This window comes from Psychrobacter immobilis (genome assembly GCF_904846235.1).
GTDB lineage: Bacteria > Pseudomonadota > Gammaproteobacteria > Pseudomonadales > Moraxellaceae > Psychrobacter > Psychrobacter immobilis_C.
This window is the reverse complement of sequence record NZ_CAJGZN010000013.1, coordinates 54465-67754: the sequence shown is the minus strand read 5'-3', so window position 1 is coordinate 67754 and position 13290 is coordinate 54465. Positions and strand designations below refer to the sequence as shown.

At 41.7% G+C, this 13290-nt stretch carries 13 protein-coding genes; all 13 read right to left on the bottom strand.

The features are described 5' to 3' along the window. Nucleotides 1-16: 16 nt before the first annotated feature. The 13 genes from JMX07_RS09810 to JMX07_RS09750 all read right to left on the bottom strand — a co-directional run bounded on the left by JMX07_RS09810 (nucleotide 17) and on the right by JMX07_RS09750 (nucleotide 13109). Nucleotides 17-196: a hypothetical protein gene (locus JMX07_RS09810; protein WP_201548390.1), complete on the bottom strand. Its 180-nt coding sequence runs from the start codon at nucleotides 194-196 to the stop codon at nucleotides 17-19. A gap of 216 nt (nucleotides 197-412) precedes the next feature. Then, nucleotides 413-2110 carry an ATP-binding protein gene (locus JMX07_RS09805; RefSeq protein ID WP_201607695.1) on the bottom strand — a complete coding sequence of 566 codons (1698 nt, stop codon included), beginning with the start codon at nucleotides 2108-2110 and terminating at the stop codon, nucleotides 413-415. 323 nt (nucleotides 2111-2433) lie between these two features. Then, on the bottom strand, nucleotides 2434-3150 hold the full coding sequence (locus tag JMX07_RS09800) for a response regulator (RefSeq protein ID WP_057761994.1): 717 nt from the start codon (nucleotides 3148-3150) through the stop codon (nucleotides 2434-2436). A gap of 600 nt (nucleotides 3151-3750) precedes the next feature. Next, nucleotides 3751-4167, bottom strand: coding sequence for a F0F1 ATP synthase subunit epsilon (locus tag JMX07_RS09795; RefSeq protein WP_057761996.1), 417 nt, complete (start codon nucleotides 4165-4167; stop codon nucleotides 3751-3753). Between the two features lie 114 nt (nucleotides 4168-4281). Continuing rightward, nucleotides 4282-5715 carry a F0F1 ATP synthase subunit beta gene (atpD, locus tag JMX07_RS09790; RefSeq protein WP_057761998.1) on the bottom strand — a complete coding sequence of 478 codons (1434 nt, stop codon included), beginning with the start codon at nucleotides 5713-5715 and terminating at the stop codon, nucleotides 4282-4284. Between the two features lie 38 nt (nucleotides 5716-5753). After that, nucleotides 5754-6635: a F0F1 ATP synthase subunit gamma gene (atpG, locus tag JMX07_RS09785; RefSeq protein WP_101205955.1), complete on the bottom strand. Its 882-nt coding sequence runs from the start codon at nucleotides 6633-6635 to the stop codon at nucleotides 5754-5756. A gap of 216 nt (nucleotides 6636-6851) precedes the next feature. Next, entirely contained in the window at nucleotides 6852-8396 is a 1545-nt protein-coding gene (gene atpA / locus JMX07_RS09780) for a F0F1 ATP synthase subunit alpha (RefSeq protein ID WP_057762002.1), read from the bottom strand. A gap of 93 nt (nucleotides 8397-8489) precedes the next feature. Next, complete coding sequence (locus JMX07_RS09775) at nucleotides 8490-9113, bottom strand: F0F1 ATP synthase subunit delta (protein WP_057762004.1); 624 nt, start codon at nucleotides 9111-9113, stop codon at nucleotides 8490-8492. A 13-nt stretch (nucleotides 9114-9126) separates the two neighbouring features. Beyond that, nucleotides 9127-9597 (bottom strand): F0F1 ATP synthase subunit B, encoded by a 471-nt coding sequence (locus tag JMX07_RS09770; RefSeq protein WP_101205956.1) that lies wholly within the window; start codon nucleotides 9595-9597, stop codon nucleotides 9127-9129. Nucleotides 9598-9714: 117 nt separating this feature from the next. Next, on the bottom strand, nucleotides 9715-9963 hold the full coding sequence (atpE, locus tag JMX07_RS09765; RefSeq protein ID WP_010197960.1) for a F0F1 ATP synthase subunit C: 249 nt from the start codon (nucleotides 9961-9963) through the stop codon (nucleotides 9715-9717). Nucleotides 9964-9996: 33 nt separating this feature from the next. Beyond that, nucleotides 9997-10863, bottom strand: coding sequence for a F0F1 ATP synthase subunit A (gene atpB, locus JMX07_RS09760; protein WP_101205957.1), 867 nt, complete (start codon nucleotides 10861-10863; stop codon nucleotides 9997-9999). A gap of 676 nt (nucleotides 10864-11539) precedes the next feature. Beyond that, a complete protein-coding gene (locus JMX07_RS09755; protein WP_201607692.1) occupies nucleotides 11540-11938 on the bottom strand; it encodes an ATP synthase subunit I in 399 nt (132 codons plus the stop codon). Nucleotides 11939-12215: 277 nt separating this feature from the next. Next, the gene (locus JMX07_RS09750) at nucleotides 12216-13109 is read right to left on the bottom strand and encodes a metal ABC transporter solute-binding protein, Zn/Mn family (RefSeq protein WP_227684765.1); all 894 of its coding nucleotides are present in this window, start codon (nucleotides 13107-13109) and stop codon (nucleotides 12216-12218) included. Nucleotides 13110-13290: the final 181 nt, after the last annotated feature.

Genomic DNA, 13290 nt, shown 5'->3' with positions numbered 1-13290 from the left:
AGCAAGGATATCAACGCTAGTCTTTGCTACCAATAGCCGGCGGGATATACTCAGCACTGTTAGTAAAAGCTAATGGCTGGGTGATTTCAGCCTGAGCTGCTTGTAGTGTTTGGGTCGTTGACGGCTGTTTTAAGAATAGATAATAGCCTAACGTAATCGCATTCAACACTACCAAGCCACCAAATAAATATGGCATCCTATGCCTCCTATGACATTGTCCAACTGTCTTAAAAATAGCGACGAGCGCGTCACCCAGCTATAAAGCTGTATCCTGTTATACCACTAAGATGACGCTGATTATCTTTAGTATCATGACTAATAATTATGGCCTAGCCTGATAATTTAGTCTGATGATTTAGTCTGATGATTTAGTCTGATAGCTTGCTCTTATAGCTTAGCTCTATAACTTGGTCTAATCTGACAACTTAGTATCAAAGTCGCGCTCGCTTTTCTCTTGCGTCAATTCATCAGCAGCAAGAATTTGCGTCAATGGTTTAATAGGCCATGTCATCACAAACCTTGCACCGCCTAACTCACGACTCTCATCTACTTTCATACTACCATTAAACCAAAAGGCAATGCGCGATACAATAGACAAGCCTAAACCATAGCCACCTGACGCGCGTGTACGGCTGTCATCTAAGCGTGAGAATGGAATAAACACTTTTTCGCGATCTGCTTCAGGAATACCATGTCCATCATCTTCGACACTGACGAAGGCATTGCCTTTTTTGACACCTGCACTAATGATAATGGTTGTTTCTGCATAGCGTAACGCATTACCTGCAAGGTTCTGAATCACACGGTGTAAGTAGCGTCTATCCGCAACTGCTGTGACTTTTGCATTTGGTAAACTGGTTACTATTTTGATAGATTTACCTAGCGCATTGGTTTCGCGCTCGATCTGCTCTAACAGCTCTCTTAAGTTTACTGGTTCTAAATCTAACTTTGGTGACCCTTCCTCAAGCTTAGCATAGGTCAAGATCTCATCAATCAAACCATTAAGCGATTCAATATCTTCATCAATATAGTCACGCTGCATAAAACGTGAGTCTTCGTCATCCGTATCAGCAAGCATATCTACGGCAAATCGAATACGAGCCACTGGCGTACGAAGCTCATGTGAAACCGCTCGGGTAAGCTCTCGCTGTGATTCAATCAAACGTTTAATATGCGAGGTCATGGAATTAAAAGTTGCTGACAAACGTGCTATTTCATCTTGACCAATCACTTGTACTTGAATATCAAGGTTACCTTGGCTGACCTCATTCACACCTACCTGAATCAATTGTAGCTTACGTTCAAGCGGGAAGATGAGCGCATATACACCTAGGCTAATTAGGAACATGCTTATAAGAATCATACTAATAATTAAGTTAAGCGGGAACCAGTTAAATAACGGTATAGGCCCAATCAAAATTGCCATATCATTGATTTCAGAGGGTACCACTACTCTAATCGCCGAGTTACTCGTACTACTGTTGGTATCTTGCAGCGATATGACAACTTCATCACGACGCAAACGAGCCATCTGATCTGAATCTAACTCAAGCGTATTGACCGCTTTGAATGCTAAAGGGAAAGAAAACTTTTTCTCCAATTCAGCCAAACGTGCGCGTTTGTCCGATAGCGTCATGTGATAAGACAAATCATCTAACAGAAATACCGCAATTGCTCGTACTTGCTGCTCGGTGACTTGAGAGATTCTCGCTGTTAATACATTCTTATTATCCGGTAAGCGATAATAAACATCTGCATATACAGGCTGGTTGAAATAACGTACAACGGTATTATCATTTTTAAAGCGGCGTAACTCACTGGCGCTAAAATCTACTTCATCAATAGGCAAGACTTTAAAAGTGGTACCAAACAAACTACTCGCATCTGATAACCAATATTCACGTTCTTCTTCGCTATTTTGGTGAGCAATTCCTTCACTCACCAAATGAAATGCCCCCTTTGCCATATTTTCACGATAGGACTGCACACGCTCCTTATTGATGGTATCCATCAATAACTGCGCAAACAGTGCCACACACAAACAGACTATAAGTAGCCCAGCATAGATACGAACAAAAATACTGTGTTTTAAAGAAGAGACTAATGACATACGTGCCGTGACCAACTTAATAAATAGAGATTGCCAATCTCATCAAACATATAGATAGTGCTATGTGTTTGATGATATCGAACATGATCGAATAGAGATAGACTTTGACTTTTAATTACCACATTTTAATCCATATGCAGCAATCATCCAAAGATTTATATGTATGACATATATTTAGTCAGCGTCTATAATAATGGGTTAATTAAACCACATAACACTGCATTTAAGTTTAAAAATTAAAATTTAGCCACAAAAAAACCAGCATCGTTGCTGGTTTTTTCGAATAGTGATTAATAATTAATCAACCTATAGAAGCAACAATATTAGTTGCCTTCTTTTACGAATAGATAGCCTTTACTACGTACGGTCTTAATACGTTTTGGATTTTCTGGATCATCACCGATTTTTGGACGAATACGTGAGATACGTACGTCAATTGAACGATCTTGACCATCATACTCAATACCGCGTAGACGCTCAAAGATATCTTCACGTGACAAGATGCGACCTGCATTAGAAGCAAGTAACCATAGTAGATCATATTCAGCACTGGTGAAATCAACCAACTCATCACCTAGGTTAACTGAACGACCGCCGTTATCAATTACTAACTCGCCAAACTCCAGACGTTGTGGCACATCTTCTGATGGTGCATTTTCTGAGCGGCGCAGTAGCGCACGAATACGGGCAAGCAATACACGTGGCTGAGCAGGCTTGGCAACATAGTCATCAGCACCCATCTCAAGACCCAATACCTGATCCATGTCTTCAGTACGTGCAGTCAACATCAAAATTGGATTTTGATAATGCGGGCGTACTTCACGGCATACGGTCAAACCATCGCTACCAGGTAGCATGACATCAAGTACAACCATATCTGGCTGCTCATTGACGATACGGCGAATAGCACGATTACCATCAGTTTCAATTGCCACTTCTAAACCATTCTTGACCAAGTAATCTTGAGTCAACATGGCCAGACGCTCATCATCTTCAACAATCAAGATTCGGGGGGTATTGTCTTCTTCATTCGTTGTCATTGTTATATCCTCTAATACATCTAATTTAAAAGCAGTAAAAGTAAGAGCGGTAAAATTAATAGCACCATATAGTGGCACAATTGATGTTCGTATAGCTGTTACAAACTTGGTAGCACAGTATACTATTAAATTATCAGCTTCCTATACTATAGCTGATAGTCGGTAACAAAACCTATAAACTACCCCTATCAAAACTTTAGTTTGCGTCCAGAAATTACGTCAATTACTTCGTTAGTACATTGCAATTTGGATTATCTATCGTTTGCTTATTATCCAAACCATCGAGCCAATATTATTGCGTACAGTTACTGCTCATTACTTATAATACGTTATGTCTAATATAACCATATATTACCGTTGTCGCCAGTGTCTTTTTAAGAAAATTCCAATAGGCGATGATTCATTGATAATAAAAAATTTTTCCTGAGAATAGAGTGAACTGCCACAAATATTATCCAAGTGATAACCATGTGTATTCAATGCAGAACCGTTAATTTCATAATGAATAGGCATAAAAAAACAGCCCATATAATGGACTGTCTTTTTATCATTATTTCTAGCGACAACTCTAAATTATTAGCTAGAGCTATCAGTAATAAATTACGCGCGGTTTTTGTACTTACGAATAGTCTGTAATTGTCCTACAGACTCTGCAAGTGAGGCCAAAGCCGCATTGGTTTGTAGCGTATCAGACTGGTTAACTAACATTTGCTCAGCTTTTTTACGTGCTTCGACGATTTTGCTTTCGTCAAGATTGTGTGCACGCATGGCTGTATCAGCCAATACCGTAACCATCTTAGGCTGTACTTCTAGTACACCACCTGAGACGTAAATTACTTCTTCTTCACCGTTTGGTGTTTGCACTCGCATTGCACCTGGCTTTAGCAAAGTAATAAGCGGTGTGTGACCTGGCAATACACCAATCTCGCCTTCGGTACCAGTAGCTATTAACATGCTAATTTCGCCTGAATACAACTCTTCACGAGCACTTACGACGCGACATTGTAACGTTGCCATACTTAATTCCTTACCATCAAAGCGCGATCAAAAAACAGTAAAACTGCGATGCGTTACTGAAGAGTAGATACAAGGTTTATATTATATCTACTCGTTAGCTTATGCTCATACAACTTACGCTGACTTAGACTTCATTTTTTCAGCTTTAGCGACTACTTCATCGATGCTACCAGCCATGTAGAACGCCTGCTCTGGTAGGTCATCGTATTCACCAGCGATGATTGCTTTAAAGCTAGCAATGGTATCGCGTAGTGGTACGTATTTACCAGGTGCACCAGTGAAGACTTCAGCTACGTGGAATGGCTGAGACAAGAAGCGCTGAATCTTACGAGCACGATAAACAACCAGTTTATCTTCTTCTGATAACTCATCCATACCCAAGATAGCGATGATGTCTTTAAGCTCTTTATAACGCTGTAGAACTTCCTGAACACCACGAGCAACATTGTAATGATCTTCGCCGATTACTTGTGGATCTAACTGACGCGACGTTGAATCGAGTGGATCAACCGCAGGATAGATACCTTGTGATGCGATATCACGGCTTAGTACAACTGTTGCATCCAAGTGAGCAAATGTTGTAGCAGGTGATGGATCGGTCAAATCATCCGCAGGTACGTATACCGCCTGAACTGAAGTAATAGAGCCTGACTGAGTTGACGTAATACGTTCTTGTAGTAAGCCCATCTCTTCAGCTAGTGTTGGCTGATAACCAACCGCTGACGGCATACGACCAAGTAGTGCTGATACTTCTGTACCCGCTAGTGTATAGCGGTAGATGTTATCAACAAACAATAGTACGTCACGACCTTTGCCAGTAACAGGATCTTTGGTATCACGGAAGTACTCAGCCATGGTCAAACCAGACAGTGCAACACGTAAACGGTTACCCGGTGGCTCATTCATCTGGCCATATACCATTGCTACTTTAGACTTACTAAAGTCTTCAGTGTTTACAACGCCAGCTTCTTGCATTTCGTGATAGAAATCGTTACCTTCACGAGTACGCTCACCAACCCCAGCAAATACTGACAAACCTTCATGTTTTAGAGCGATATTGTTGATCAGCTCCATCATGTTAACGGTTTTACCAACACCAGCACCGCCAAACAGACCAACTTTACCACCTTTAGCGAACGGGCAAAGCAAATCAATTACTTTAATACCAGTCTCTAGTAGCTCAGTGCTGTTTGACTGATCCGCGTAGCTTGGCGCTTCACGGTGGATAGACCATTTTTCGTCAGCAACAACAGGACCTTCTTCATCGATAGGACGACCAAGAACATCCATGATGCGACCTAGCGTACCAGTACCTACAGGCACAGAAATAGGTGCACCAGTATTAGTAACAGGTAGGTTACGCTTTAAACCTTCGGTTGAACCCATTGCAATAGTACGTACGATACCATCACCCAGCTGTTGCTGTACTTCTAGGGTAGTTTCGGTACCATCTACTTGCAAGGCATCAAAAATTTGAGGAACTTCATTACGGTTGAACTCAACGTCAAGAACCGCGCCAATAATCTGTACAATACGACCGCTACTCATTGCGTTCTCCTTGAACTTCTATATATAGGTGTAGTCAATTATGAAACAGCAGCAGCACCGCCAACGATTTCCGAGATTTCTCGGGTAATCGCCGCTTGACGCAGCTTGTTATAAACCAACTGTAAATCGTTAATAAGGTCACCAGCATTATCTGTTGCCGCTTTCATCGCAACCATACGTGAAGACTGCTCAGAGGCAATGTTTTCCATTACCGCTTGATAAACAATCGACTCAATATAGCGACCAAGCAATTCATCAATCAACGTCTTGATGTCAGGCTCGTAGATATAATCCCAGCTAAGTTCTGTCTGTAGACCACTGTCTTCATCATCAAATGACTGCTCTGGTAGAGGAACCAACTGATTAACCGTTGGTTTCTGAGTCATTGCATTGACGAATCGGTTATAGACTACATAAATACGGTCAATATTGCCGTTATTATAGTCTTCAAGCATCGCTTGAACCGGTGCATTCAATTGTTCAAACGTTGGTTTATCGCCATAATCGGTCACAGCCGACGTAACTTTACCACCAAAGTTTTTGAAGAAACTCACACCTTTGGCACCGATGACTGCAAACTCAGCCTGTACAGACTGATCTTGATAATCTTGGATACTTTTAGTTAGGGCTTTGAATAAGTTAATATTCAAACCACCCGCTAGGCCACGGTCAGAGGTAATGACAATATAGCCAACCTTATTGACTGGACGCGATACCATATACGGATGTTTATAGTCTGATGAGGCATGCACCAAATGTGAAATAACCCGGCGCATACTATCAGCATACGGGCGACCCACGTCCATGCGCTCTTGCGCACGGCGCATTTTACTTGCCGCTACCATTTGCATAGCACGAGTAATTTTCTGGGTGCTTTTAATACTGGTGACTTTGGCACGTATCTCTTTTAAGCTTGCCATAATGATTCCAATATAAGAGGGTTAAAAAGCATTGGCGCATGCGACAATCGTTTGATATACAACATCAGTCCTACAGAATAACATTTTATATCTTGTGGCATTACGCGATCTAATACCGATAATGGTTAAAACAGTGGCGCAAATATCTAGTCAGACAACGCGCCACTTTATCAGCTCTAAGCTACAGTTATAACCAATTCGGCTTAACCCGTTAAATTAATAACTGTGATTTTGTTTAAAGGTCTCTAGAGATGACTTTAAACGACCTGCGATATCATCATTGTAGTTCGCAGTGTCATCAATCTCACGCATCAATTCACTTTGCTCATCATGCATATAACGTAGGTACGCTTCTTCGAAAGAACCAATCTTTTCGACAGGTACGTCAGCTAAGAAGCCTTCGTTTGAAGCATAGATAACGGCTGCTTGCTCAGAGATTGACATCGGCTGATACTGCTTCTGCTTCATCAATTCAGTCACACGCTCACCATGATCAAGCTGTTCGCGAGTTGCGTCATCAAGATCTGATGCGAACTGAGCAAATGCTGCTAGTTCACGATATTGAGCTAGAGCGGTACGAATACCACCAGATAGCTTTTTGATGATCTTAGTCTGAGCGGCACCACCAACACGAGATACCGAGATACCAGCGTTTACTGCTGGACGGATACCTGAGGCGAATAAACTAGACTCTAGGAAGATCTGACCATCAGTGATCGAAATCACGTTGGTTGGTACGAATGCAGATACATCACCAGCTTGTGTTTCAATGATTGGTAGTGCGGTTAAAGAACCAGTTTTACCTTTCACTTCACCGTTAGTGAATTTTTCTACATAATCAGCATTTACACGTGATGCACGCTCAAGTAGGCGTGAGTGTAAATAGAATACGTCACCAGGATAAGCTTCACGACCTGGCGGACGACGTAATAGTAGTGAAATCTGACGATAAGCAACCGCTTGCTTTGATAAGTCATCAAATACAATCAGTGCATCTTCGCCGCGGTCACGGAAGTATTCGCCCATCGTACAACCTGAGTACGGTGCGATATACTGAAGTGCTGCAGGCTCTGATGCTGAAGCAACCACAACAGTGGTATATTCTAGTGCACCAGTTTGCTCAAGCTTACGTACGACGTTAGCGATAGTCGAACGTTTCTGTCCGATAGCCACGTATACACATTTAATGCCTGAAGCTTTCTGTGCGATGATCGCATCGATAGCCATCGCTGTTTTACCAGTCTGACGGTCACCAATGATAAGCTCACGCTGACCACGACCGATTGGAATCATGGTATCAACGGCTTTATAACCAGTCATTACTGGTTGATCTACTGATTGACGGTCGATAACGCCTGGAGCGATCTTTTCGACTTTATCAGTCATCTTGGCATCGATAGGACCTTTGCCATCAATAGGATTACCCAAAGCATCAACAACACGGCCTAACAGCTCAGGACCTACTGGTACTTCAAGAATACGACCAGTACAATAGGCTTTTTGACCTTCTTGCAGCTTTAGGTAATCACCAAGTACTACCGCGCCAACAGAATCACGCTCTAAGTTTAGAGCCATTCCGTAGATTTCGCCTTCAAACTCAATCATTTCGCCGTACATGGCATCTTCAAGACCATGAATCTGCACGATACCGTCAGATACTTTGACAATCGTGCCTTCATTCTTTGCAGTTGCACCCGCATCAAGGTCTTGAATACGCTGCTTAATCAGGTTACTGATTTCCGCTGGATTCAATTGTTGCATTGCCTTGTTTCCTTTAATTTATGATAACCCGCCCACTGACTTAATTGCTCTTATAATCATACAGTCAATATTTGACTGTATTGATGATTGGCATTAGGCAGTTAGCTGTGTTTTTAACTGTTGTAACTTGCCGCGCATCGAATCATCAATGACTTTGTCACCGACTTTGATTGTAGCGCCTGCCAATAGACTTGGATCAACTGATTCGTGAATCACTACACTAGCATTTAGCGAGGCAGCAAGACGCGTTTGTAGCGTTTGACGCTGTTCATCAGTCAATGGGTAGGCAGAGGTCACATATGCGTCAAGCTGCTTTAAGCTTATTGCCTTGTGACGGCGATAATGCTCATAAACTTCAGGAAGCAGCGCCAGACGCTCTTGTTCTGATAACTGTTTAACGAAGTTACTAAGTGCTACTGATACTTTTGGATAGCTTACGTTACTGTCAAGGCTAGTCCCTTGAGCTTCGCTTAATAACTGCTTAAAAGCAGAATCATTAGCGCTAGCTACTTGCGTATCATAAAGATCGACCAAAGCAGCTGACTTATGCTCAGCAGAAACAGCTGGATTGTCTAGCCAAGTACTGAACGACTTGTCATTGACAACAGTGCTAGCAACAAGTAAGAAGTTTTCCCACTCGTTGACTGCGCCGTTTTCGTTGGCATAGTCAAACGCGGCTTTAGCGTACGGTCGTGCTAAGGTTGATAAGTCAGCCATTATATCCTCACAATTACAGCTTCGCCGCCAGTTGGTCTAACATACTGGCATGTTTTTGCACATCGACTTTGTCTTGCAAAATCTTCTCTGCACCAAGTACAGCCAGTTCAGCAACTTGGGCACGTAATGACTCACGCGCTTGATTGATTTCTTGATCGATAGATGCTTGCGCTTGTTGACGAATGCGCTCGCCTTCCGCTTGGGCTTGCGATTTTGCATCTTCGACGAGCTGATTGGCACTCTTGTTCGCTTGCTCGATTAGAGCGGCAGCCTTGGTCTTTGCAAGATCAAGTTCCTGCTGGACATTTTGCTCCGCGGTCGCCAAATCTGCTTTTGCTTTTTCTGCGGCATTCAGACCTTCAGCAATTTTACGCTGACGCTCATTGATGGCACCGATAAGTGGTGGCCACACGAATTTCATGCAAAAAATCACAAATATTGCAAAAGCAATGGCTTGACCGACGAGGGTAAAATTGATATTCACGTGATCACCTCTTTGTTAATGAAAAATCAGTTTCATTGATCATGTTTGGTAGTCAAATCTTGACTATATTTGATAGAAAGTCTCCGAATACCAAACATTTACAACTGAGCTTTCGGATTAACCTGCTAGAGGGTTAGCGAACAACAATAGCATAGCAATACCAACACCGATCATCGGAATAGCATCAAGAAGACCTGCTACGATGAACATACGAGTTTGCAATTGTGAGCCAAGCTCTGGTTGACGCGCAACGCCTTCTAAGAATTTTCCACCTAGAATAGCAAAACCAATACCTGTGCCAAGTGCGCCAAGACCGATAAGTAGTGCTACTGCGATAACTGTGTAACCACCTAATACTGGATCCATTGATGTATCCTCATTTACCTATTGAATGTCTAATTAATGTTCAGTTGATGATGCAAGCGACATGTAAACTATCGTCAGCATCATGAATACGAACGCTTGAAGTGTAATAACTAAGATGTGGAAGATAGCCCACGGTACCGATAACGCCCATTGAATCCAAAACGGCATTAGAGCAATCAGTATGAAAATCAATTCCCCAGCATACATGTTGCCGAATAGACGCAAACCAAGTGATACAGGTTTGGCTATTAGAGTAACTGCTTCTAGGATGAAGTTGATGGGAATCAAAATCGCTTGTACGATTGGGTTTTTGGCGCCAAACGGATGTAGTGTTAACTCACCGATAAAGCCGCCCAAACCTTTTTCTTTAATGCTATAAAAGATAATCAGTGCAAAGACAGAGAACGACATGCCAAGCGTGATGTTAGGATCAGTCGTTGGAACAATCTTAAAGAAAACATGATGTGGATCATGGCCCATAGCGGCACCGATTTGCCCAGCAATACCTGGAATGAAATCAACAGGTATCAAATCCATCAAGTTCATCAAAAAGATCCAGACAAAAATGGTCAACGCCAATGGCGCAATCAATTTTGATGTACCACTGTATGAATCGCGAACGTTGTTATCAACAAACTCAACGATCATCTCAACTGCTGCCTGAGTTTTTCCAGGCACGCCTGAAGTGACTTTTTTGGCAACCATCCAAAAGACGGCGCAAAATAAGATACCTAGACCAATCGACCATAGCATAGAATCAAGATGGATAGCGTTAAAGCCCATTGCTCCTGCTTCTTCAGCAGTATGAGCAACTTTCCAACCTTCGCCCGGCAGATAGCCATACGTCCAATTCGTTAAGTGGTGAGAGATATATTCTGATGATGTTTGCTCGGATGCCATAATGTAAGCTTCTTATTAATCAACGATTTAATCAACTACCAAAAATATGGTTGTCATCTGATGAGGTGTAGTATGGATATCTATCTTGCTATTAAGCAAATAAATAAACCGTACTAAATCACTCATGTAACCAACAACATCCAACCCATAGTTCTATTACTAATATGCAGTATTTGATAGCGTGAGATAAATTTTAGCTATCAAAAAAGGGCTTATGATAACTCAGTAATAGCCCTTGCATTTTTATACGCAAAATTATTATATATGTGCTTGCTCACTGACCGTTTTTTACGATCGGCGCTTAATGTAACGCTTATAAGCAAAATATTTAGCCGCCTATATTAATGCAGCGTTGTATTCGTGTAAAGTCAATTGTGATTTTTTTATCCACTGTATGAATAAGTTAGCCACCAGTTTTACTTGCTAATATAGCTACTAACCATAATTAGATATCAGTAATCTAATTATCAGCGATACAGATAGTTGAATAACCCCTACCCTCTCACTGCATACTACGTCTAACATTGAGACTCATAGTGCGGTCTTTATAATCACTGGTGCTATCCTAAGACAGCGTTGTGCTTCGACTTTTCGAACTAGTCATAGAGAAGCTGGACGGCAGGGTGACTTGCCAGTACTATTAATAAACCATCTGTTTAGCGATCATTTATTAGCGCTAGCGTATATGCCACAACATCCAACTGTGACTAATTTGCATTACCATAAAACCGATAAACAGCGCTGGCGCAGATAGGGGTTGTACGGTAATAAAAATTAGTGCAAAACCAAACACGGTCAATAACCATTTTGACATTTGACCCCGATATAGCTGGCTAACGATGTGTTGGCGCGCGCGATATCCGGTGTACCAAAAAATAAAAAACGCAAATACTGCTTGAGTGATAAAACTTAGTAGCGCACCAATTGCAGCACTTTTTGCTATCATAAGCTCACTATGTAACCAAATAGTATCTACTATCCAAGCAATGATAATAAGGATAAATAGTATCCATGCTTGTCGTTTAATATAGATGCCAATCTTGTCTTTTTGCGTGCGTTTGGCAGGCTTGGTCATCGGTATTCCTATAGCCCTTACAGCATTGGGACAATATATCATACTTATGATAATTTTATCCGTGAATGACTTACTCTACAGGCATTACCTTTCGGCCAAAATAAAACGCTACTTATTATAGGTAGAGCGTAACTATTAAGCAAGTAAAATATGACTTTTATCAGTCACCTAACGCATTTTGCTAAGATTACTATATTACGTAGTCTGTAATGAATGCTTAAAGCGAAGCTGTACAACCAACTCAAACAATCCTAGCAAATTGCTGTTTTTGGCTACATTACGAGATACATTGATATATCTGTTTGGCCATATTCTGCCAACCGCTGATAAAGTCATCGCTACTACTCATATCTTCTGGCTGTACCGTACTCTTCACTGGTTGTAACTTCGCAAGTAAGCCTTTTGCTGGCTCACTTGGACTGACCAAACACATTTGCTTAGCTGGGCGTTGCTCGTTTAACCAACGTAGTTGGCTTGCTTTGGGTGATAGGTGATGATCCACGCTAAGGCTGCCAACGAGCGTTAAGTGTAAGCTGTCTTCGATATACTGATAAGCATCGTGATAAGCCCAATAAGGTCGTGTTTTTGAGGCACTTTTAATAGAGCTTTGCTCAAATGCAGTAACTTCTTTGTCTAGTTGCTGTGCAAATTTTTTCGCGTTGGCTTGATACAAGTCCTTATATTGTGGATTGGCATGGCTATGAATCACAGCCAATGCACGGGTAATGGCTTTGGCATTTTCAGGATCTAGCCAAATATGTGGATCTAGTGTACCCGCGATAGCGTCGCCCTTTACATCACGTAATGGATGACGATTGAATGCATCGAACTCAAATAAAGCAATGGCATTTGGGGCTGTTTTCAGGCTCGCTGCTAGATTGTTTTCTAGCGGCTCACCGAACCATACGACGAACTTGCTGTCTTTGATTGCCTTGATATCACCAGGGCTAATACTACCATGATGTCCTACCTCCCCCGCTTGCAATAGTCGATTGGCTGATGGCGCGCCTTCTGTTACTGCTTCACTTAACAAGAATAGCGGATAATTACTAACACTGACCGTTGCAGCTTGTGCATTCAGTGTGAAAGTTCCTAGAACGATCAGTCCTGTCATTAGCAAGCGCTGTAATGTGATAAGCGAACGTACGGAGTAAGTAAAAACAGCATTCATAGTAAGCTCTTTTATTGTTAGATAGCATTGTTGGATAACGAAAGTATAAGTCATAGTGTCCTGCCCCACTCCTGTAAAAAGGGTAGATATACAAGACTACTATAAGACAATTAACTCAGTTCTTATTTTAGTATGTTATACTATAACAATAAAAAACGCTATCATAAAAAACGTCATGCGA